The 20847-nt window shown below is 65.7% G+C and carries 23 protein-coding genes and 2 pseudogenes; 18 read left to right on the forward strand and 7 right to left on the reverse strand.

Features of this window, described 5'->3' with window-relative positions; all coding sequences use genetic code 11:
- Nucleotides 1-194, reverse strand: a 194-nt coding sequence (locus tag ON37_RS33770; RefSeq protein WP_040717150.1) for an alpha/beta fold hydrolase, incomplete at its 3' end; no start/stop codon positions are given.
- Nucleotides 195-286: 92 nt separating this feature from the next.
- Here ON37_RS33770 and ON37_RS04855 point away from each other — a divergent pair.
- The 3 genes from ON37_RS04855 to ON37_RS04865 all read left to right on the forward strand — a co-directional run bounded on the left by ON37_RS04855 (nt 287) and on the right by ON37_RS04865 (nt 2217).
- Entirely contained in the window at nt 287-1075 is a 789-nt protein-coding gene (locus ON37_RS04855) for an exodeoxyribonuclease III (RefSeq protein WP_085997229.1), read from the forward strand.
- A 108-nt stretch (nt 1076-1183) separates the two neighbouring features.
- Nucleotides 1184-1693, forward strand: coding sequence for a guanyl-specific ribonuclease (locus ON37_RS04860; RefSeq protein ID WP_306306457.1), 510 nt, complete (start codon nt 1184-1186; stop codon nt 1691-1693).
- Nucleotides 1693-2217, forward strand: coding sequence for a barstar family protein (locus tag ON37_RS04865; RefSeq protein ID WP_040717154.1), 525 nt, complete (start codon nt 1693-1695; stop codon nt 2215-2217). The genes ON37_RS04860 and ON37_RS04865 overlap by 1 nt, the downstream gene beginning before the upstream one ends.
- Here the strand turns inward: ON37_RS04865 and ON37_RS04870 are convergent.
- On the reverse strand, nt 2195-2941 hold the full coding sequence (locus ON37_RS04870; RefSeq protein WP_040717155.1) for a TetR/AcrR family transcriptional regulator: 747 nt from the start codon (nt 2939-2941) through the stop codon (nt 2195-2197). The genes ON37_RS04865 and ON37_RS04870 overlap by 23 nt on opposite strands.
- 96 nt (nt 2942-3037) lie before the next feature.
- On the opposite strand from ON37_RS04870, the gene ON37_RS04875 reads away from it, so the two are divergent.
- The 4 genes from ON37_RS04875 (at nt 3038) to ON37_RS04890 (ending at nt 6988) form a co-directional block, all read left to right on the forward strand.
- Nucleotides 3038-3970: an oxygenase MpaB family protein gene (locus ON37_RS04875; RefSeq protein ID WP_040717157.1), complete on the forward strand. Its 933-nt coding sequence runs from the start codon at nt 3038-3040 to the stop codon at nt 3968-3970.
- Nucleotides 3971-4070: 100 nt separating this feature from the next.
- Nucleotides 4071-5093, forward strand: coding sequence for a tryptophan--tRNA ligase (trpS, locus tag ON37_RS04880; RefSeq protein ID WP_040717159.1), 1023 nt, complete (start codon nt 4071-4073; stop codon nt 5091-5093).
- Between the two features lie 90 nt (nt 5094-5183).
- Nucleotides 5184-6194: an inner membrane protein YhjD gene (gene yhjD / locus ON37_RS04885; protein WP_040717160.1), complete on the forward strand. Its 1011-nt coding sequence runs from the start codon at nt 5184-5186 to the stop codon at nt 6192-6194.
- A gap of 170 nt (nt 6195-6364) precedes the next feature.
- Nucleotides 6365-6988, forward strand: a complete 624-nt coding sequence (locus tag ON37_RS04890) for an antibiotic biosynthesis monooxygenase (protein WP_040717161.1) — start codon at nt 6365-6367, stop codon at nt 6986-6988.
- A 129-nt stretch (nt 6989-7117) separates the two neighbouring features.
- Here ON37_RS04890 and ON37_RS04895 read toward each other — a convergent pair whose 3' ends face one another.
- From ON37_RS04895 to ON37_RS04910, 4 genes are read right to left on the reverse strand one after another with little or no spacing between them, the layout of a single operon-like run.
- Nucleotides 7118-7846, reverse strand: coding sequence for an ESX secretion-associated protein EspG (locus ON37_RS04895; RefSeq protein WP_040717163.1), 729 nt, complete (start codon nt 7844-7846; stop codon nt 7118-7120).
- Entirely contained in the window at nt 7843-9189 is a 1347-nt protein-coding gene (locus ON37_RS30770) for a hypothetical protein (RefSeq protein ID WP_051031214.1), read from the reverse strand. Before ON37_RS30770 ends, ON37_RS04895 begins: the two co-directional genes overlap by 4 nt.
- A 2-nt stretch (nt 9190-9191) precedes the next feature.
- Nucleotides 9192-9833 carry a DUF3558 domain-containing protein gene (locus tag ON37_RS31495; RefSeq protein ID WP_083892730.1) on the reverse strand — a complete coding sequence of 214 codons (642 nt, stop codon included), beginning with the start codon at nt 9831-9833 and terminating at the stop codon, nt 9192-9194.
- Nucleotides 9830-10201: a hypothetical protein gene (locus ON37_RS04910; protein ID WP_040717167.1), complete on the reverse strand. Its 372-nt coding sequence runs from the start codon at nt 10199-10201 to the stop codon at nt 9830-9832. The genes ON37_RS31495 and ON37_RS04910 overlap by 4 nt, the downstream gene beginning before the upstream one ends.
- A gap of 216 nt (nt 10202-10417) precedes the next feature.
- On the opposite strand from ON37_RS04910, the gene ON37_RS04915 reads away from it, so the two are divergent.
- From ON37_RS04915 to ON37_RS34800, 8 genes and pseudogenes are all read left to right on the forward strand, one after another.
- The gene (locus tag ON37_RS04915; protein ID WP_040717169.1) at nt 10418-11299 is read left to right on the forward strand and encodes a helix-turn-helix domain-containing protein; all 882 of its coding nucleotides are present in this window, start codon (nt 10418-10420) and stop codon (nt 11297-11299) included.
- Entirely contained in the window at nt 11299-11499 is a 201-nt protein-coding gene (locus ON37_RS04920; protein ID WP_040717171.1) for a DUF397 domain-containing protein, read from the forward strand. The genes ON37_RS04915 and ON37_RS04920 overlap by 1 nt, the downstream gene beginning before the upstream one ends.
- Nucleotides 11500-12114: 615 nt before the next feature.
- Nucleotides 12115-12465 carry a hypothetical protein gene (locus ON37_RS32710; protein ID WP_157171353.1) on the forward strand — a complete coding sequence of 117 codons (351 nt, stop codon included), beginning with the start codon at nt 12115-12117 and terminating at the stop codon, nt 12463-12465.
- A gap of 74 nt (nt 12466-12539) precedes the next feature.
- Nucleotides 12540-12878, forward strand: coding sequence for a hypothetical protein (locus tag ON37_RS04925; RefSeq protein WP_040717173.1), 339 nt, complete (start codon nt 12540-12542; stop codon nt 12876-12878).
- Nucleotides 12879-12880: 2 nt separating this feature from the next.
- Entirely contained in the window at nt 12881-15091 is a 2211-nt protein-coding gene (locus ON37_RS04930) for a hypothetical protein (protein ID WP_040717176.1), read from the forward strand.
- 177 nt (nt 15092-15268) lie between these two features.
- Nucleotides 15269-15703: a YbaB/EbfC family nucleoid-associated protein gene (locus ON37_RS30775; RefSeq protein ID WP_051031215.1), complete on the forward strand. Its 435-nt coding sequence runs from the start codon at nt 15269-15271 to the stop codon at nt 15701-15703.
- 89 nt (nt 15704-15792) lie between these two features.
- Complete coding sequence (locus ON37_RS30780; RefSeq protein ID WP_051031216.1) at nt 15793-16113, forward strand: WXG100 family type VII secretion target; 321 nt, start codon at nt 15793-15795, stop codon at nt 16111-16113.
- 126 nt (nt 16114-16239) lie between these two features.
- Nucleotides 16240-16503, forward strand: a pseudogene (locus ON37_RS34800) (WXG100-like domain-containing protein); the annotation flags it as partial.
- A gap of 84 nt (nt 16504-16587) precedes the next feature.
- Here ON37_RS34800 and ON37_RS32715 read toward each other — a convergent pair.
- Nucleotides 16588-17043 (reverse strand): hypothetical protein, encoded by a 456-nt coding sequence (locus ON37_RS32715; protein ID WP_157171354.1) that lies wholly within the window; start codon nt 17041-17043, stop codon nt 16588-16590.
- Between the two features lie 1633 nt (nt 17044-18676).
- On the opposite strand from ON37_RS32715, the gene ON37_RS32720 reads away from it, so the two are divergent.
- From ON37_RS32720 to ON37_RS34805, 3 genes and pseudogenes are all read left to right on the forward strand, one after another.
- Nucleotides 18677-18907, forward strand: coding sequence for a hypothetical protein (locus tag ON37_RS32720; RefSeq protein WP_040717180.1), 231 nt, complete (start codon nt 18677-18679; stop codon nt 18905-18907).
- A gap of 36 nt (nt 18908-18943) precedes the next feature.
- Nucleotides 18944-19165: a hypothetical protein gene (locus tag ON37_RS32725; RefSeq protein ID WP_040717181.1), complete on the forward strand. Its 222-nt coding sequence runs from the start codon at nt 18944-18946 to the stop codon at nt 19163-19165.
- Between the two features lie 1286 nt (nt 19166-20451).
- Nucleotides 20452-20823 (forward strand): annotated as a pseudogene (locus ON37_RS34805) (toxin glutamine deamidase domain-containing protein); the annotation flags it as partial.
- Nucleotides 20824-20847: the final 24 nt, after the last annotated feature.

Below are 20847 nucleotides of genomic sequence, written 5' to 3' on the forward strand. Positions count from 1 at the left end.
TCGGAGCCGCCCCAGTGCCCGGCGAAGGCCGGAGCGAACACCTCGCACGTAGCGGACAATCTGGACGCGACGCCTTCCCAGCAATGCGGCGACATCAAAAATCCGTGCAACAGCAGCAGGGGGTCGCCCGACCCGGTGTGCAGGGCTTTCATCGGCGCAAGGGAGGTGGCGGGTTGGGTGGTGCCGGACGTCATCGTCGTCACCCCTTCCGAATCGGCGGCGGCCTGTTCGGCGTGGCCGCGATGTCCGCGAGGACGGGTTGATTCCCGCATTGTACGGTCGTCGGGTGGCCAGCATCATCAGTTCCGTCAACGTCAACGGCATACGCGCAGCTACCGGCAAGACCGGGAAGGGAATGCTCGAATGGCTCGTCGTCACCGAGGCCGACATCATCTGCCTGCAGGAGACTCGGGCAACCGATGAGCAGACCCGCAAGGCGCTGGCGCCGGTCCTCGACGCCGGGTGGTTTCTCGCCCATGCCGAACCGGGTGCGAAGGGTCGCGCCGGGGTGGGCATCCTGTCCCGTCGGGCACCGTCGCGGGTGCGAATCGGATTCGGCAGCACCGAATTCGACGGTGCCGGCCGCTACGTGGAAGCCGATTTCGACGATCTGACGGTGGCCAGCGTGTACGTGCACACCGGCGAGGCCGACACCCCGATGCAGGACGAGAAATACCGCTTCCTCGGCGAACTCGGTGCGCACATGAAGGCGCAGACCCGCGATTTCGTGATCTGCGGTGACTGGAACGTCGCGCACACCGAACTCGACATCAAGAATTGGAAGGGCAACGTCAAGAACGCCGGCTTCCTGCCCGGGGAACGGGCCTGGATCGACGAGATGCTGGCAGCCGGCTACGTCGACGTGGTCCGGCAGTTGCATCCAGGGGTGCCCGGGCCGTACAGCTGGTGGTCCTATCGCGGGCGCGCCTTCGACAACGACGCCGGGTGGCGAATCGACTACCACCTGGCGCGCGGCGCGATCGCCGGCCGCGCGAAGCAGGCCGTCGTCGAGCGCGCGCCCGAATACGCACTGCGCTGGTCGGACCACGCTCCGGTCACCGTGCAGTACCGCTGAACCCTCCGACCGACCCGGTGGTGGACCGATTCCGCCGCCGGTTGACCCCGTCAGCGCGGACGGGACCTTCGCACGTCCGACAGCACCGATGAACAGGCACCGATGAACATGTCCGACAAGAGAATTCGTATTCTGCTGGTTCTGGGTGGGCTGGTGATCGCGGCGATCGTGGCCGGGGTCCTGGGCCTGCGCGGCGGTTCGACCACGCACGACATCGCGAGTTCGGTGGCGGCGACCGCACAGGCCGGCAAGACGACGACGCCGTCCACCCAGACGGCGAAGCCCGGCCCCGGCAATTCCGGCGCGACCCCGGCCGCGTCGGCCACCCGGGCGCCCGGCGTTCCCGACCGCGCCTATCGCACCCTCGTCGAAATCGATGCCGGACGCTGGCCCGGTTCGGCCAACGCTCCCGGCACCAAGGGCGGCGACCAGTGGATGAATCGGGCCGGGACGCTGCCGAAAACCGATTCGAGCGGTAAACCGATCACCTACCAGGAATGGGACGTCAATCCCAAGCAACGCGGCCAGACCCGCGATGCCGAACGCATCGTCACCGGCAGCGACGGATCGGCCTACTACACCGGCGACCATTACGAGACCTTCACGAGGATGCGCTGATGGGTGCGACGATCTCGCTCGCCCGGTTCCTGGCCGCACCACAGGCGGGAGCGTCGGTTGCGGATCGACATCGCGCCCCGGACGCACGGGCCGAGTCGGCCGCGCCGGTCCTCGGTGGACTGGACGTCGCCGCGGGCCCGTTCAGCGGGGTGCGGTATCAAGCGCCCGCGGACTACGTCGTGCGCGAGTTGCGCGGCGCCAAGATGCGCACCACGGCCGGCGTGTTCGACGAGTTCGCGGCCGCGTTCCAATTCCCCTACTACTTCGGCAACAACCGCGACGCCTTCGACGAATGTCTGCGCGATCTGGACGACTTCGTCGGGGAGGCGCCGGGATATGTTGCTTTGATTCGGGATTCGGGTCAGCTACTCGCCGATCAACGCGAGGATCTGGAGTGGTTCACCGACGCCATGACGGCCGCCGCGCACACCTGGGCGGCCCGGGGCACGGTGTTCCGGGTGGTGTTGCAGCGTCCGCCGGCGGTGTTGCCGACGGTGGCGCTCACCCTCGCCGACCCGGCCTGACGGGCGTTCGGCGCAGCCGGCGGGCCAGATCCTCGCCGAGCAGGACGAACACATCGGTGGTTTCATCGATGAGCTGGTCGCGTGTCATGTCGATCTGACCCTGCAACCAGCTCGTCAACGTCTGGACCAGTCCACCCACCAGATACGTGGCCCGGAATCCGATCACCGGATCGGGTGTCGGGGCGCCCAGGTCGTAGAAGTCGATCCCTCGGTCCGCAACGAGATTCGCGAACGAGGCGATGGTCTGCAGCGTTCGCGCACGCAACTCCGGGGTGGATGCGCTCAGGGCCAGGGCGACCTGGGCCTTGCGGGGGTCGTCGGTCAGCACGTGGATACCGGCCGCGACCGCCGCATGCGCCATCGTCCGGGTGTCGGGTGGGCGCGGTGAGGCGGGGGCGCGCCCTTCGTCCGAGGGCAGATCGTCGCCCGCCGCCGGCTCCGCACCGCTCGTTTCGGCGGTGAGCTCGTGCAGGGCCCGCAGGATGGCAGCGGCCAGCTCCTCGGCGATGCTGTCGAACAGAGCGGTGAGGACGGCGTCGCGGCCGGTGAACTGCTCGTAGTAGTAGCGCTCGTTCAGCCCGGCCTGGGCGCACAGTCCGGCAACCGTCAGCTTGTCCACGCCCTGGGTACCGATGATCTCGAGCGCCGCGCCGAGCAGCGCGGCCCGCCGGCCCGCGCGTCGTTCGGCGGCCGACACACCGCCGTAGGTCCGCTGCGCCGTCACGGTCCGATTGTGGCACGGCGACAATTTTGGCATTAAGTCTTGCCAGAAATCTCATTCTGGCGGATGCTATTGCCAGATTCAGTGAGGAGGGCGACGATGCCTGGTCCCGGATATTTCGCCGACGATTCGATGATTCGCCGCGTGATGCGCAAGCGAGCGGTCGGCCTGACCTACGGCCTGCGCGCCCTGGTGATCGGCGCGGTTCACCCGCTGCTGTTCGTCGGAACCGCCGAGAACACCGCGCATCGCGCCACCCCGTACACCCGGCTCGCGCTCACCGGACGGCTGTTCGAGGCCGTCTTCCTCGGTGACAGGGAGGAAGCCGACCGCGCGCTGGCCTTCACCCACAAACGCCATGTCCCGGTCGAAGGGGCGCTGCCCGAGGATGCCGGTCCGCATCATCCCGCCGGTTCGCGCTACTCCGCGCTGGACCCGCGCCTGATGTTCATGACCATGGCCTTCACCGCCGATTCCGCCGAGGTCATGCACGACGTCCTGGTGCGGAAGCTGACACCCGGGGAGCGCGAGGATCTGTACCAGGACTATGTGCGCTGGGGTGAACTGTTCGGGATGCCGCGTTCGGCCGCACCCGCCGACTACCCCGCCTTCCGGCGCTTCTTCGACGACTATCTCGCCTCCGACGAGCTCTACCTGACCGAGGAGGCGCGGTTGGTCGGGTCATATCTGGCGGGCAAGGAAGTGCCGCATCCGCTGCCGCGCCCGTTCCAGCAGGCCAGCAGCGGCGCGCATCTGCTGGTGCAGGGCTCACTGCCGCCGCGGATTCGGCGGATGTACGACATCCGATGGGGCCTGCGGGAGGAGCTCGCCTACCGTGGGCTCGCCCAGGCCGTGCGCACCGCCCACCTGCGGCCGCCGCTCACCCCGCCGGTCCTGCGCGACACGCTGTCCGGCCCGAGCGCGCCGGTGTATCGCCTGATCACCCGGCGCGAAAAGGACCTGGTCGCCAGTGGCAGGTCCAGCATGCCGGGGGTGGATCCCCGGAACTTCGCCCAGCGGCACGCCGTCTGAGCAGCGGTGTTTCGCCACCCGGACAGGTGCGGTGGCGGACCCGCGCGCATCCTCGCTCCCTCGGGGAAAACCGCTTGGCCGACCATGCGAAGATCGGACCATGTCCAGTCCTGCCCCCAGCGACCGCAAGCAGCGGGTCCTGTCCGGAATCCAGCCGACCAGCGACTCCTTCCACCTCGGTAACTACCTTGGTGCGCTGCAATATTGGGCGCCGCTGCAGGACGACTACGACGCCCTCTACTTCATCCCGGATATGCACGCCATCACGGTGTCGCAGGACCCCAAGCAGTTGCGCAGCCGCACCATCCGCGGCGTCGCGCAACTGCTCGCGATGGGGATCGACCCGAAGCGCTCGACCCTGTTCGTGCAGAGCCAGGTGCCCGAGCACGCCGAACTGACCTGGGTGCTGAGCTGCATCACCGGATTCGGCGAGGCCAGCCGGATGACGCAGTTCAAGGACAAGTCGGCCAAACAGGGCTCCGACAACGCCACGGTCGGCCTGTTCACCTATCCGATCCTGATGGCCGCCGACATCCTGCTGTACCGCCCACAGCTCGTCCCGGTCGGCGAGGATCAGCGCCAGCACCTGGAGCTGACGCGAAACCTGGCGCAGCGCTTCAACACTCGCTTCAAGAAGACCTTCGTCGTACCGGAACCGCATATCGTCACCAATACGGCGAAGATCTACGACCTGCAGGATCCGACCTCGAAGATGAGCAAGTCCGCCGCCAGCGACGCGGGCCTGATCAATCTGCTCGACGATCCGAAGGTGTCGGCGAAGAAGATCCGCTCGGCCGTCACCGACACCGAACGTGAGATTCGCTACGACCCGGAGACAAAGCCGGGCGTCAGCAACCTGCTGGTCATTCTCTCCGCGCTCACCGACACGCCCATCGTCACTCTCGAAAAAGGCTTCGAGGGCAAGGGATATGGCGAGCTCAAGGCCGATGTGGCCGACGCGCTGGTGGAATTTGTGACACCACTGCAGGCGAAAGTGCAAGAGTATCTGGACGATCAGGGCGAACTCGATCGCATCCTCGCCACCGGAGCCGAGCGGGCGCGCGAGATCGCCGGCAAGACCCTCGCGCAGGTGTACGACCGAGTGGGTTTCCTGCACCGCTGACGTGCACCCGCGTGAGGCCCGGTTGATGAGCCGACCACGCGGGGCCGCCTCGACGTGTTCGGCCGCGGTTGAACAGGTTCGGGAGGACAGGTGCTCGACAAGGTCAAGGCGCGGATAGAACGCGAGGTTCAGGCGAGGCCGTGGCTGGACCATGTGATTCGGGCCGGCGGTAGCTACCAGCGCCAGCGTGGTGACTACTTCGCCGCCGGCATCACGTATTTCACGGTGCTGTCGCTGTTTCCGCTGCTGATGGTGGCGTTCGCGATCGCCGGATTCGTCCTCGCCAGCGATCCGAGCCTGCTCGACGAACTGCGCGACAAGATCGTGCAGAACATCCCGGGCTCCTTCGGCGGCCAGATCAACGATCTGATCGACCAGGCCATCAACTCGCGCACCAGCGTGGGCATCATCGGTCTGCTCGGCGCCGCCTACGGTGGGCTGGGCTGGATGGCGAACCTGCGCGCCGCCCTCACCGAACAGTGGGAACAGCCTGCGCAACAAGGGAATTGGCTGAAGACGAAACTCTCCGATCTGCTGGCGCTGGCCGGGCTCGGCGTCGCGATGGTCGTGTCGCTGGGATTGTCGGCGCTGTCGTCGAGCGGGCTGGCCCGGCAGCTGCTGGAAAGTGTCGGCCTCGACAAGGTGCCCGGCGTGTCCTGGCTGCTGCGACTGCTCACCCTGGTGCTCGCGGTGCTCGCCTCCTGGGCGGTCTTCGTCTGGATCATCGCCCGGCTGCCCCGGCAACCGGTGACCTTCGCCAGCGCGGTGCGAGCGGCCTTCATCGCCGCGATCGCCTTCGAGATCTGGAAACAGGTGGCCTCGTTCTACCTGCAGAAGGTCCTCACCAGCCCCGCCGGCGTCGCCTTCGGCTCGATCATCGGCCTCATGGTCTTCGCCTACATCACCGCCCGAATCATCCTGTTCGCCACAGCCTGGGCCGCCACGGCCAGGGAGAACGAGGTCGAGGCGGAGATCCCGGCGCCGGGACCGGCGGTGATCGAGCCGCGGATGAACGCGGGGATGACGGCGAGCACGGGCCTGGCGTTGTTCGGGGTGGGGGCGGTGCTGGGCGGTTTGTTCGCCGTCCGGCGTAAACGGTGAGAACACGGTCGCGATGCCGGCTCGTCGAGTGTCCGGTGAATGGCCGTTCTTATCCCCGCGCCGTCCTCTCGGTCGGCATGAGCACTATTGCCACGACGCGTGCGACGGAGGAGTGTGAACAGCACCGGTGGCGCCGCCGGGCGCTGCCCCGAGCAGAGAGGGGGTGGATCGTGTTCGCACGGTCTACCACGATTCAGGCGCAACCCTCCGCTATCGACGCCGGGATTGCGCATATGCGGGACGAAGTCATGCCGGTGTTGGCAGAAACCCCCGGCTGTACCGGTTTGTCCCTCCTTGTGGATCGCACCTTCGGCCGTTGTATAGCCACCACCGGATGGGAGTCCGAGGCGGCCATGCACGACAGCGAGAGCGGGTTCATGGCCGCGCGCGACCGGGCGGTGACGGTCTTCGGCGGCACCTCCGCCCAGGTGGCGGAATGGGAGATCGCCGTCGTCCACCGCGACCACCGTTCGATGCCCGGCGCCTGCGTGCGCGCGACCTGGGTCAAGACCGATCCGAGCCGCCTCGACATGTCGATCGACGCCTACCGCAACTACATCCTGCCCGGGATGGAACAGCTCGACGGTTTCTGCAGCGCGAGCCTGCTGGTCAGCCGCGCCTCCGGCCGGGCCGTCTCCTGCGGCACCTTCGACAGCGCCGAGGCGATGCAGCGCAACCGTGAGCAGTCCGCGGCCCTGCGGGTCGACGCCGCCCGCCAGGTCGGTGTGGAGGCGATCGACGTGCGCGAATTCGAACTGGCATTGGCGCATCTGCGGGTGCCGGAACTGGTGTAGGCGCGGCCGCGTCGCGATCGTTGCGACGCGGCATCACCGGTCACGCCGCGCGGGGGTGCGTCGTCGGTACCGGCGCACGCGAAGTATGCGACGGCACCCGCTCCGCAGGCGGGTTCGTGAGTCGGGCGTTCAGTCGATGCGCGAGAACTCCTCCTGCACTCGCATCATGCGGGTGATCTCGCGGCAGATCGTTTCGGTGGACGATGGGTCGATGCGAAAGTCGTTGTACTGCTGGCGATAGGTGTATCGACCGTCGCCTTCGACATCGAACCAGCTGAGGTATTGCGGCGGATAGGGACGCGGATCCTGGAGGCCGCATTTGACCTCGATATGCCCCGAACCTGCGCGCGGAGCGCCGAGCAGCTTCTTCATCCGGGCCGTCGTGGTTTCCTTTGTGCCGGTCCACGAATCGAGATCGGTGCGGATGCGATCGAGGCTTTCGATCAAGCCGGCGTGCCGGCCCGCCGGAAGATTGCCGAGGACAGCGGCGAACACCTTCGGCACGATCGCGGGCGAGCCCGCTTCGACGACCACATTTCCACCGTATTCATCTGCCGGGCCCGGCCTTTGGACCAGTGCCACCCCGACAGTGGTGTCGATTGCGGCATAGATGCGCACGGGCCGCTTGCGAGTTCCCGTGAGCAGCAACGAGATTGCCGGGTTGGCCACCACCCGCAACGCGGCGGACAGGTCCGGATCGAACCCCTTCGGCATCCGCGCCCGGAATTCCCAGCTCATCCGCTCGGCTTCGCTCTGCCACTGCGCCGACGACCGCAGCTGTATCGGGTAGGGGTACCGATCCTTGTCGGTCTCTTTCCAGACGTGCATGAATTCGTCCGGGGTGAACTCCCATTTCACGGGCGGCGTCCCTCATCGTCCGGACGAACCTGCGCCGAGGGAATATCGGCACCGATGGCGCCGGGCAGAGTCCGCTCGCGGGGACCCAGTAGTTCCTCTTCGCGATCCATGACCAAGTAGTCGGGCGTCTTGTGTTCACGCTCGGACTCGTCCTTCTTGCCGGCACCGCCCAGACCGGGCATCCCGGGCATGCCGCCGAGTCCGGGCTGGCCCGGCCGGGCGCCGAGAGCCGCTGCGGCAGCGGGGTTTCCGACTCCGGCCACACCGGGAATACTCCGCCCCGGCCCGCCGGATTGCGCACCACCCGCACCGCCGTATGTTCCGGAGGAACCGAAACCCGAACCCGGGCCACCACCTCCGTATCCCGCGGCAGTGGTGGAACCCAGGCCGGACGGGCGAGTATCACCGCCCGCGGATGACGACGCAGCCGGATTCGAGGTGCTCTGACTACCCGTTCGGCTCGAATCCTGTCCGGACTGCGATGTGCCGGCCGGATCGGTCTGTTGCGCCGCATCCTCGGCCTTGTCGCCGACACCGCCCGAATCGGTTTCACCGCCGGGCGAATTCGTGCCGGTTGGGTTACCGGAGCTGTTCACCCCGGTCCCGCTGTTGAACGGGCCGTTGTTCGGATTGCTCGGGCCGACGCCACCCGGTGCATCCACCGGGACGAAGGTTGGGACGCCGTCACCGGCGGGCCGGTAGGTGGGGTCGTAGTTGTTGCGCATGGCCGCGATCGCCAGCTGGCGTAATTCTTCGTCGGCCTTGGCTTTGTCGACTGTCGGACCAGGTGGTTGGGCGCCGAGCCCTGCGATCAATGCGTTTGCACCGACGACCTGTGGAGTCGTCGAGCCGTTGATCGGCGGAACGGCCAGCCTGGCGGCCTCGCCTCCATGGGCGGCGGCGTTGATGCGCGCGCCCACCGCCAGGATGACCTCGTGGACGTCGGAAGCCTGCTGGACGAATTTTTTAGCGGCTTCAGCGGCGGATCCGGCGAATTGACCGTGGAAGCCGTTCGATATCTCCTTCTGGATGGCGAGGTTCAGACCGAACAGGCCGCCGCTCAAGGCGGCGGATATATCCGTCCAACTCTTCGCAAACGTGTGCATTGTGCCCGGGTTGATGCTGTCGACCATCTTTCGGATGTCCTGGTGCGAGAGTGAATCCCACTGTTCCAGGTCCTTGATATAGGAAGGATCCGTGCCTTGGTGGTGCAGCTGCTGCTGGAGGTGTTGCGCACCTGTCTGCGCCTTGCTCGCGGCATCCCGAGGAATGGCTACATCGGGATTGACCCCGGCGATCAGGCCCCAGGTAGCAAGCGGGCCGGGTTGGTTCGGGCTACCCACGGTCAGTTGTCCTTACCGATTTCGGTCTCGATGTTCGACGCGATGTTCTCCAGGTTGCCGCACGGGCGCCCGGTGTCTTGGAGCGAGTTCGAGGAAACGGCGACCTGCACGAATCCAACCTTGGTGCGGATGTCGATTTGGCAATCCTGTTTGATACCGGGGTTGCGAACCCACATTGCCTCGCGGCCGTTGATTGTCAAGGGCTCGCTGTAGTCACGGACTTTGGCCATGTCTTCGTCCCAAGTAGCGTTGCTCGAGTTCACTTGTAGAACCAGGCCATCGAGAGGGTTACCGTCGGTGAACGCGCACGTGAGGAAGCTGCGTTCCGCGATCTGGTCGGGCCCGCGTTTCCGGGTGCTGGGGTCGAAGCCGGACTTGCGAATGGTGTCGTCGCTTATCCAGGTACACGGATCGAAGACGATATCCGGGCGCGCTCCGGTGTATTGATTGTGCTGGGAGGGAGGCTGAATTTTCGGATCGGTAAGTGTCGGTCGTGTCTGTGCAGGTCCAGAAGAAGACTGTGCACCGGCATGTGAATCGGTGGCACGCAAGTTCGAATCGCCAGCTTTATCGGAGCACCCGGCCACGGTGATCGCAAGTGAGGCCGAAGCTATGGCGAGAATCAATGATCGAATCAAGGTCATTTTCCGCTCCCGGTTATAGCTGTCTTGATCGCCGCCGCATTTGCTGCTTCAGCGTCGTCTATCAACCGTGCAGCTCGTAAATGAGCGGCAGCCATTGTGATCGCCGCCGCTCTCATGCTGGTCAGGGCGTCTAACAAGCTGGAGGCTTTCCCCGCAAACCCGACCCGGAGCTCCTCGGCGGATCGGAAATCGCCGAAACCACTAATACGTGCCAGTTCGCGTGCAGAGGTCAGCTGCGGATTGACCGTGGTCTCAACGAACCTGACGTAGATCTCCGCGCATCGCCGAGCGGCATCCGGCTCCATCTTGAATGTCCCATCCACCGCCTGCTGCCACAGCGCGTCGGCGGTCGACTGCCCCACGTCCATCGGCGTCCCTCCCTCATACGTCCCGCTTACCTTACTGGACGCTCGGTGGGCCTCGGCGGTTCCCTCGATCGCCCGATCTGCCCTCTGGTCGAGCCGAAAGATGCAATCCTTGCTGGGATTATGCGGGGATCGAATGAGATTCCGTGGTGGTGGGGCAGTGGGGGATTGCGCGGTGATGTGCTGGCGCGGTCGATGCGAACCTGGAGGGAGGCAGGCATGTCGGAGTGCGGGTCCACGTTGCCGAGGCGGCAACTCGGGCGGTATCTGCGCAACGGGCGCGAGGAGTGCGGGTTGACGCTGCATCAGGCCGCCGCGCTGATTCAGCGGAGTGCGAGTACCTTGCAGCGGATGGAGCGGGGGATGGTGGCGCATCTGCGCGAGGTGGACATCGAAGCTCTATGCCGCTTGTACGGCTTCGATGACGACCACACCGTAGCAATGAAAGCTCTTGCTGCCCAAGGCAACGAGCTGAGTTGGTGGTGCGAGTACGGTGACTTGTTGCCTCCGAACTTCGACTTCTACGTTGGCCTCGAGGCATCCGCGCGACGGCTCACAACTTACGAGCCCGAGCTTGTCCCCGGCTTGCTGCAGACACCGGCGTATGCCAGCGTGCTGTTTCACACTGGCTATCCGGCCGACTCGGCAGAAGAGCACGCACGGAGAGTGCAGCTGAGGATGCGCCGACAGACGCGAATCACTCGGAAGCATCGGCCTGCGACGCTCGACGTGATACTTCGAGAATCAGTGCTGCGCTGCATGGTTGGTGGTCCGAAGACGATGGCGGCGCAACTGAAACATCTGGCCGACGTCAGTACCCGCCCGAACATCAACGTCCACATCTTGCCGTTCGCGGCAGGGCTTCCGCTGGGTGAGCCCATCGGGCCTTTCGTCATACTGGAGTTCGGTACCGACCGCAGCGGCAACGCGGAGGAACCGCCCGTGGTCTACACCGAATGTTTCACCGGGGGCTTGTATCTTGCGAAACCGACCACTGTTCGGCGCTACCATAGGGCCTACGAAGATCTTCGACGGAGTGTGTTGGACGCTGTCGCCAGCCGTTCCCTGCTCCGGCAGATGGCGAAGGAGTACGTGTCGTAATGGATGACTTATCGACTGCGCAGTGGTTCAAGAGCATCCATAGCGGGGCCTCCGAGAACTGCGTCGAGGTCGCCTTCCTATCGGACGGCACTGTGGGCGTTCGTGATTCGAAGCACCGCTCCGGACCCGCACTGACCTTCACCGCAGCCGAATGGTCGTCGTTCACCGCCGCAGCATCCCGGGGAGACATCGACTGCTGAGCTCCGAGCCATATCGCACACCTCGGTCGAAACTGCGGGGCGTAGTACCGCGAGACCTCCGCGACCAACTGCTCGGAGCTCGCTCTCGATGCTGCAACGTCATACCTCCGACGTGAGGACGCCGTGTTCTGATGGGAAGCCAGGGCGAGGCGTAAATACGCTCTTCCATGTCGAAACGTCGACAGCCGCGTAATCGAAACCGCATCGAGGGAGCGATGCTGCGGCGAGGGCGTTTTCGGGAACCCCGGCCTTCGCGAGCTGTCTATCGGCATCGACCGGTTTCCGCCCGCGCAGGATCGATGGCGATGTCACCGGTTCAGGAGGTGTCGGGCCGGTGCATCTGCCGGCCACGCCGAGTAAGCAATCAACCTGGATCCGAGACACTCATGCGGTCCCGGGGCGTGGTTGACCTGAGCGGCGTAGTGGTTGCGGCTGCTGTCTGCCTGGCGTCAGTGTCATTCGATCTGCGATGATCGTGAGGCCGCTCGTCTCAGGAGGGTGGCATTCTCGACATCGAGTCTGAAGACCAGGAGGGGGTCATGCATGTTGTTCCTGAACTCGTACCGACTGTGTCAGGGCCGATAGGTCCCGGTCGACGAGCCGGAAGTTGATGCAGTGAACTGGCGCGCCCGCCTCGACGCGATTACCGATGATCACGTCGCTGCCCTGCATGGCACAGAAGTTCAGCTCGACGAAATAGATGCACAGGCCAGAAATGCCATGGAGCGGGTCGCGGAGCTGGTTGGACTACCTCCTGATGAATCGGAAGCTCACACTGCGTGGCCAGCGGAGGAAGAGCACCGCGCGCAAGTAGCTGAAGCGCCCAGTGCCGGTGAGCGGATGTTGTCTGCTGCGCGGCGAGCGAGTGAAAGCCGCGGTGACGATTACGTGTTGCCGTCCGATTGGACTGATGAAGACGAGGCCCGAATGGAAGGCTATGGTCCGCCGAAGTCTTGGCTCGTTTGAGTGTGTTGATCCGAATTTCCGACCGGAGTGGGGGTGCCGGCCGGCTGTACTTATCCACGGGTAGGAGGTTTGCGGTGAGTGGCTACCTCAGCATGAATCCGGACGGGGTTCGGCAACAAGCGAATTCGTTCGAGGCCGCGGCACGCGGTTTGTCCGAGGCCGCGGGTTCATGGAAGAACATGTTCGATCCCAACGACTTGGGGGCGGAGTACCGTAAGCAGGCCCAGAACATCGCCGATGGCTTCAATCATGTGGTGAAGGCGGTCGAGGACTGGTCCAGTGCGTGTGCAGCGTTCGGGACTGCGCTCAATCATGCAGCCGACACTGTTCAGAACTCCGACTCGCAAGTCTCGAGTGATCTCGCCAAGGTGTCGTTCGACGGCGCAGGCGACCTGACGATGGGTGAAAAGTAATCGTGGTCGAGCCGAAACCTGGTCTCGGGGAGGGGAATGCTGCGGCATGGGTAACCATCGGTGGCACCGGCGACGCAACATCGGCCAATTGGGCGGGTTATGGCAAACACGGCCCGTCCGATACCTCGGTCGATAGATTCCTCTCCGGAGACTCCGGCGCCTACAATCCCGGCGCCGACGCGAAGCAGATCCTCGAGACGAACACACTGGACTGGTTCCACTTGGTCCAAGCGCGTTACGCGATCACGGGGCGGAAGGCCCCGCAGGGTATCGGGCTCGATACGAAAGACGCGATGGACACGTTCTATTTCAGACAGCGTGACATGCATCTCGACCATTTGTTCGGAGCGGCACAGCGTATCGAAGCCGCATTGCCGAAGATCACGCAAGCCCATACCGACCAGCAGTTGGCCACACAACGACTTTCGGGGCATTGGCAGGGGCCGACCGGTGGCGCGGTACAGGACAAAATCGGAAAGCTCGGCGCCTGGTCCGATGATGCGCTGGATGAGCTGACGGCGATCCCGCAGACCGTCTACGCCACGGTCAACGAAATCAAGCAGTGCCTTCAGCGCAAAGCCGATGCCTTCGCGAAGCTGAATATGGTCCACCGTATCAATGGTGTCGACATGACCAACGGCGAGAGCAGAGGGCAGGGGATCAACACTCGCAACAGCGACGATGAGAATGCCGGAAACGACGACGTATCGGTCATCATCAACTATTCTCTCCGACGCGGTATCGGCGATAACGTGCGGAAACAGATCCAGTGGATTGCCGACACCGGAGTTCTCGGTGATAGAAGCGCACTACCGCGCTATGACCCGCACGGCAACTATAAAGACCAGCCCGGTTGGGCTGAAGTCACCGAGTTCGACGACAAAGCGCAACAAATTTGCAAGATCTGGACAAATCAATTCTGTGAAAGCGCCGAGGGGTATTTTCGGGCCTACTCCACGCTTTGTGCCCAGACCGATAAGGCGGTGGAGCAATATCTGCAGGTCGCTGTCGATGCGCTGAACAACGCAGGGCACCTAGGCAAGGCTCCGCAGCCACAGGACCCCGGCCCTTCCAACCCGGTTCCGTCGAATCCGGGCCCGGCAACGCCGGGCGTGCCGGGTCCTGCGGTTCCGGGGCCGGCGGTTCCCGGACCGGCTCAGACAACGCCCGCAGCGGCGGCCCCGACTACACCGACAACGAGTCCCGCAGGTACACAAGCCAATCCGGCGCAGATCCTCTCGTCTCTCGCGAGCCAGGCAAGTCAAACCGTCCAACAAGGCCTGACCCAGACCCTGCAACAAGGCCTCAGCCAGATCCAGAACGTCGCGCAGCAAGGACTGGGGTCGTTGGGCGGCAACATCTCCGGTCTCGGTTCTCAGCTTTCCGGTCTCGGCTCCCAACTGACCGACGTCAAGAACCTTCCCGGTTCAAAAGAGCTCGCCAATCTCAGCGCACTGGGCGGGAACCTCACCGTGACGCAGTCGCCCAACGGCACCATTACCGCCAAAGTTACTGGGCCCGACGGGAAGTCGCAGGAATACTCGATGGGGATCAAGGACGGGGTGCCGTTCTTGAAGCCCGGGCCGGCGGAGCCGTCAGATCCCACTGCGGCCGGGCCGTCCGACGACAAGAGCTCGACGCCGGGTAGTGCACGTCCGTCCGGTCCAGGCCCCGGTGGCGCCTCCGCGGCTGGGTCGTCGGCGCAGTCGTTGACTCCAGCGCCCTCGGGTGTCGCCACGCCGGGTTCGCTGCCGGGGCACGCAGCCGAGCCACGTTCCGAGAACCCCAACGCAGCCTCGGGGACGGGAACGAACGCCCCCGCCGCGCCCGGTATGCCGATGAGCGGGATTCCCCATGCTCCGGGAGGCGGTGGCAAGTCCGCCCCGGATTCGGAACGCCCGCCGAGTGGGATCGTTCCACCGAAACCGTTGTGGACGACGGTTCCCGGAACAGGGGGCGAGATACCTGATGGCCCCGCCGGGCCGGACGGTCCGGGGCCGGAACTGGCGACGGTCGGTCCGCTGGATGGCAACTCGCCGAAGCCGCCCACTGCCGGCCCTGAACTGGCGACCGTGGGCCCGCTGGAGAGTGCTCGTCCAGCGCCCACTAGCCCCAGTCACGTTGCCACGGTTACCGACTCGCCGCCGGCGGCGGCTGCTCGGCCGTCCACTGCAGGAGTGAAGATCGAAATCGACACGGGCGAATCGAAATGACCTACGACGCACGAGAGCGTTACGACGACCGAGGGGTACGGTCCACCCGACTCGTGGCTGCGGTAGCGTGCCGGGGCGGTGCGGTTCGGGTCCGCACGTAGCAACTGTCGGGCTGCTTCGAAACGGGGGCAAGGTGCGGTACATCGCGGTGAACGGTTCGAGGGTCGGCTGATCGGCATGGACGACTGGGAGCGTGAGAAGATTCGTGCCGCCAATGACGGCCTGCGCGCAACGCTCGACGCCATCCACAGCGAGTTCGACCGTGAGCTGGGGGAATTGGAGGGCATTCAGAGCAAGCTGGCGGCATTGACGGTTCGTGCCACGTCACCGAACGACCTGGCGCAGGTGACGGTGAACGGGTCCGGGACAGTGACGGAAGTCAAGATCGCCGACGATGCATTTCGGCGCAGTACGCCTCGGCAGTTGACCGAGGACATCAACGCGGCGATTCGCGGCGGGGTCGAGGCGGTGACGCAGGCGCGCGCGAAAATCCTCGAACCGGTGCAGTCCGTGATCGACGGGATGGCCGGCCTGGACGAGGTCCTGCCGGGGATGCCGAGCATGCGTGAGCTGCGCCAACGGTTTTCCGAGTTTCCGACTCGGGAGCAATAGCCGAGTGCAGTTGCGATGCGAGTGGAACCGGCCCGGCGGCGCGTGCGTCGGAAGAGGGGGACGGAGTACGCCGATGAGGGAGTGCGAACGTGGTTGACTTCTTTGCCGATCCGGAGCGGCTGCGGGCGATAGCGCCGAAGTTCGAGCAGCTCGGCGAGGATGTCGAAACCGCGTTGGAGAAGTTGCGTCGAGGACTCGAAGCCGAAGGACGCTGCTGGGGAGGAGATCGCCCGGGAACGGAGTTCGAAAAGAACTATCCGCAGGAAGGTGACGGGAGCGTCAAGCAGACGCTCGACGAGCTGGCGGCCTTGGCGGCCACGCTGAGGGAGACCGGAAACAAGATCACCGGCACCGCGAACCTCGTCCAGAATCAGGATCAGGCCAGTGCCGACGGCATTCGCAAGGTGTAGCGGGGGAGCGAACTCGTGACACTGTGGCGGCCTCCGCAGATCCCCTACCTGTCGGATTTCCTTTTCGGCCATTGGCCCGACGGCGACGAAGATGCCATGCGCCGCGCAGCCGGGCACTGGTCGGATATGGCCAAGGCACTGGAGGAGCTGAAGCAGCCGGCCGACCTGGCGATGGTGGGCGCTCTCGATGCGATCGACGGCAAGGCCCATTCCGCGATGTCGAGTTACTGGCAGAACATCTCAGGTGGTGACGGCAGCGAACTGCAACGTCTCATCAACACCTGCAACAGCTTCGCCGAGCAGCTCGAACACGGTGCCACGGATATCGAACACACCAAGCTGACCATCTATATCTCGGCGATGGTCATGGTCGCTATGACCGCCTGGTCGTGGGTTCCAGGTGCCGGCCAGGCGGGCGAGGTCGCGGCCGCGGCCGCGGTCAAGGTGACGGTCCGTGCGGCCGTGCAGAAGCTACTAGCCGAGATCACCACGAAGGGTGCCGCTTTCGTCGCCAAGCGTCTCGCCATGCGCGTGGGCGCCAAGGTCGCTACGCAGGCGGCGATCGGTGCCGGTATCGGAGCGGGCACGGATGCTGCCGCACAAGGCATTCAGCTGGCCGCCGGCCATCGCGAGGACGGGTTCGATCCGGCCGGCTTCCTTCGGGCTACCGGGGCCGGGGCCGTTGCCGGTGGTGTGACCGGACCCATGAGCGAAGGCATCGGCGGAAATCTGGCGGGGCGGCTCGCCGGCGGTGCCGAACCCGGGCTGGTAGCCGGACTCGTCGGCAAGAATGTCGCGGAGGTGCCGGCCAACGTCGTGGGCAATGCCGCGGCTCAGCTCGCGACCAACCCGGATCATTCGATCGACGCCGGCACTTTGCTGGAGGGCGCCGGAGGCGGCCTGGCGAGTAAGCCCGAATTCGGCGGGCACGGCACGTCACCCGGCGGTGAGGCGGCGGGCCCGCATCCGGAGTCGGCGCCGGACAAGCCCGCCGCCGGCGGATCGGATCATTCGCCCGATCCCTCACCGCGGCCGTCACCGTCGGATCCGGGAACTCCCGCGGCGGCCGACGGTACCCATCCGTCGGGTATCACCCATCAGGATTCGGGTACGTTGCCGGCGGAAACTCCGCCGGCAACCGGAACCGATCACGCGGCCACAGTGGCTGCGGGACATGAGACATCCGTTGCCGCCCAACCTGATTCGAGCACACACCAGAACGGCGACGCTAGGCCTTCGTCCGAATCACGCGCGAACTCCGGGTCGCAGACGACTTCCGAACCCGGGGCGGCGCATCAGCCGACCTCCGCACCGGCGGGGTCCTCGGATCGTGCCGCGCCTTCTCCTTCCCAGGCCCCGAACGTTGCGGGTGCCGAGCGACCAGTGCCCGCGGCACGTCCCGCATCCGAGGTCCCGGCGCGTCCGGATACGCCGGGGCCGGCTGCGGACCGCGCGGCCGCACCTCAGCGGGCTGCGGAACCTCCGCGCTCACCGGCAGCCGATGCGTCCGTGCACCGAACTACCGAGTCACCGGCCGCCGGGCCCGCTTCGCGTCCGGAGCCCACACCAGCCCGGCCGGTCCATACCGAGGCGGCTCGGCCCGATGCCGCCGGCCGGCCCGTTCCTGAGGCATCGCATCGACCGTCCGTTGCCGAGCGGCCCTCGGGCGCGCCGCCGCGTCAGCATCGACCCGACACCCCTGGCCGCACGGCGGATGGCCCGATCTCGCGCAATACTGCTGAGCCGCAGCATGTCTCGGATGGCGGAGCTCGGACCGAGACTTCTGCTCCACCGGATTCGGGAAGGGATTCGGCTCCTCGAGCTTCCGGACCGGACAGCGCGCCCGCGACACCTCGGCACGGTGCTCCCGAAAATGCTTCCCGGCAAGATCTTTCGAACAGCGATCGTCGGCCGACGGGGCGACCCGAGCACATCGCCGACCCGATCAGCACCGACGTCCCGCAGCAAGCGCAACCCGTCCCGGTTGCCGTTTCGCCGCCTGTGCACAGTCCCGTGGACGATCGCCCTACGAACGCGAAACCGGCCGAGGCCGCCTCGCACGAAGGGGTTCCCGACAGCCCGCCGGAGGTCAATGCCGGCGGTGTGATCAGGCCGCGTGACGATTTCGCCGCATTCGAATGGGCTGAGGACGCCTACGAACGCTTCCGGAGTGACGACAGCGATATCGACCATATGGCTCGGGTTCTCGCTGATCATCCGCGCGCCGACGGTAGTCATTTTTCGCGAGAAGATATTCGCCGGATCAAGGATCACCTGTTCCGAGAGGAACATCCGATACGCGACTACGACGGTGAGGTTGTTCACCGGCGCTACGACGCGGACCCCGACATCGCCGAGGCCTGGATCCGGGTGCGGTCGGGCCGTCCTGATCCGGCGGACCTCGTACTACTGGAGCACGAGTTCGCGGAGGCCAACTACTACCGCGACCACCCGGGCGCGCTGTATCAGGACGCGCATGCGCATGCCAATATTGACCACAACTGGGCCGAGGTCGCGGCCCCGCGCTCGGGCGAGCGGTACGACACATTCTGGGGATCACACGATGGCGCTACTGATCTACTACAACCAAATCAGGAACACGCCGGACGAGGTGGAGTACCGGTTCGGGGAGACGAGAGAAGCCCTGGACCGCACCCTGACGATCGACAAGGCGAACAACGCCCCCCGCACGGACCAACCGGAGGACGTGATCTTCCGAGCGGCCGCGGGCCAGATCATGCTCCGGGCCAAACGCGAGAAGCAGTGGCCCAGCAACGGAGTGATCGCTTCCTGAGCGGTGACGAGAAGGAGCGGGCTTCCGGAGAAAAAGATGGCCCTGTACGTGCTCTACCGGAAGACAGCGGAAACCGAGACCGAGGTGACCTACCGGTTCGGCAGCAGCGAGACCGACCTGAACCGAGAGTTGGTGATCGAGAAGAACGGCCCGACCGTCGCACCGGACGACCCGCTGGTGATAAAGGTGGCCGGCCGCATCCTGGTGCGGAAGGGGAACGGCCGCAACTGGCCGCACGGGGGCGGGATACAAGCCTGAGCGAGCGGGCGGAGCCCGCTGGGCCTCACCGGGGCGGCGATCGGCCGCCCGATATCGCGGGCCTGTTCTCGCGACGCGGGCAACGAGGTGCCGACAGCGAAGGCAGTGAGCGGCCCGGCAGCTCATGGGATCCGGCTTCTTACGAACCTCCGCAGCCCACGCACGGAGAGGTTTCCGCTGCTGCTGCACACCCCGAGGTACGCCGGGACGCTGACCGGAGTGTTCCGCAGCCGCAGGTGCGGCGCTCGCAGAGTGTAGGCAACAGCTGGCGCGCGCCGGAGTCCGAACCACCGGGGCCGACATTGCCGACGCACGACTGGCGGGCACCGGAATCGAACTCAGCGCCGCCGATCCGAGGTGCGGATCGGTCGAGTCCTCACGGGCTGCCGGAGCATTCGCCCCGGCCTGGCGGTTCGGCGCCTGCCTCGGGGCCGGGAAGCCATCCGCCTGCGGGACCGCCGCGTTCTGCGCGATCCCACGTAGGCTCGCCGCACCCAGGCGAGCCGTCGCATCGCAGTGGTGCTGCCCGAGCTTTCGAACAACAACCACGCGGCGACCGTGTGCCGCAACCGGATTCGGTGTTTCGAGGCGGAACTCGCCCGCCGGAAACGGAGCGTCCGGTACACGGCCCCGGCCGTGGGAGCGAGAGCGCTCCGCTGTTCGAAGTGCGTCGCTCGACCGACGAATCTGGCCGCCCGGTAACGGACGTGGTTGTGCGTGTCCATCTGGACCAAGGCCTCGGTGTCTCGAACCAGCAGATGCGCGATATCGCGCAAGCGGCTTGGGACGCGGCAGGCGAGATCGCAGGACCCCACCAGCGTCTGCCGTGGGGGGAACGGCCACGTCTGCAAATCGAATTCGTCGCCGATCCGGCTCGGGCAGATCTCCACGCAGCCGTCGATCACAGCGGAAGGACGGAGCAGGGGGTCTGGTCAACCGGTTCCACAATCGAAGCTCTGGCCGGCCGCCTCCGCGAACACCTGGGGTTACCCGCCGATCACGACGGACGAGTAGCGCTGGAGCCGAGCGACATCCGGAGCCTCAGCGACCGAATCGCAGAGGCGAACACCGGCGCGACTTTGCGCGGACTCCCGGATACCCGGGAGATCGGGCCGGGCAAGTTAGCTCCCCTCGAGGACCCGTCGTACCAGGAATACGTGCGCAACTCACTGCGTGAAGGCGATCATTACGCGACCTGGTTCGACCCGCGCACGCACGAGGCGGGCAGGCTGATCAACGACGGCGGCCCGGAGGTTCCCGGTCGACGAAACTCCTGCGGTGACAACATCATGGCCGCTCTGTCGTCGTTCTACGGCGATCCGCAGATTTCACACCCGCGTCATCCGGACCTACTTCCAGACGGTCGTGTCGACTATTGCAGTCCCGAACGTGGAGTTACCGACCGCATCGGGGACTGGCTCGGCGCCGAGTGGCAGTCGTTCGGCGGCCGCGACGCGGCAAGCGGTTTCAGTGAGCTGCACGACCTTATCGATTCGCTCGGGCCGGGGTCGTCGGCGGCGGTAGCGATCGGATTTCATGCGCGGGACCCCCGAACCGGGCTGCCGCAGTACCATACCGACGGGTCGCCGGTAATCGAAGCTGGACACGGCGTCGTCGTGGTGTACCCACGCGACGCCGAGGGCCCGGTCTGGTGGGATCCGTTGACAGGACAGGCATCCGAT

The sequence above is a fragment of the Nocardia veterana NBRC 100344 genome, assembly GCF_000308855.1.
Taxonomy (GTDB): domain Bacteria; phylum Actinomycetota; class Actinomycetes; order Mycobacteriales; family Mycobacteriaceae; genus Nocardia; species Nocardia veterana.

Coding starts and splice junctions, on each gene's coding strand:
- ON37_RS04860 (WP_306306457.1), top strand. CDS start 1,184: ATGTCCGACAAGAGAATTCGTATTCTGCTGGTTCTGGGTGGGCTGGTG.
- ON37_RS04865 (WP_040717154.1), top strand. CDS start 1,693: ATGGGTGCGACGATCTCGCTCGCCCGGTTCCTGGCCGCACCACAGGCG.
- ON37_RS04875 (WP_040717157.1), top strand. CDS start 3,038: ATGCCTGGTCCCGGATATTTCGCCGACGATTCGATGATTCGCCGCGTG.
- trpS (WP_040717159.1), top strand. CDS start 4,071: ATGTCCAGTCCTGCCCCCAGCGACCGCAAGCAGCGGGTCCTGTCCGGA.
- ON37_RS31495 (WP_083892730.1), bottom strand. CDS start 9,833: ATGACCTTGATTCGATCATTGATTCTCGCCATAGCTTCGGCCTCACTT.
- ON37_RS04910 (WP_040717167.1), bottom strand. CDS start 10,201: ATGGACGTGGGGCAGTCGACCGCCGACGCGCTGTGGCAGCAGGCGGTG.
- ON37_RS04915 (WP_040717169.1), top strand. CDS start 10,418: ATGTCGGAGTGCGGGTCCACGTTGCCGAGGCGGCAACTCGGGCGGTAT.
- ON37_RS04920 (WP_040717171.1), top strand. CDS start 11,299: ATGGATGACTTATCGACTGCGCAGTGGTTCAAGAGCATCCATAGCGGG.
- ON37_RS30775 (WP_051031215.1), top strand. CDS start 15,269: ATGGACGACTGGGAGCGTGAGAAGATTCGTGCCGCCAATGACGGCCTG.
- ON37_RS32720 (WP_040717180.1), top strand. CDS start 18,677: ATGGCGCTACTGATCTACTACAACCAAATCAGGAACACGCCGGACGAG.
- ON37_RS32725 (WP_040717181.1), top strand. CDS start 18,944: ATGGCCCTGTACGTGCTCTACCGGAAGACAGCGGAAACCGAGACCGAG.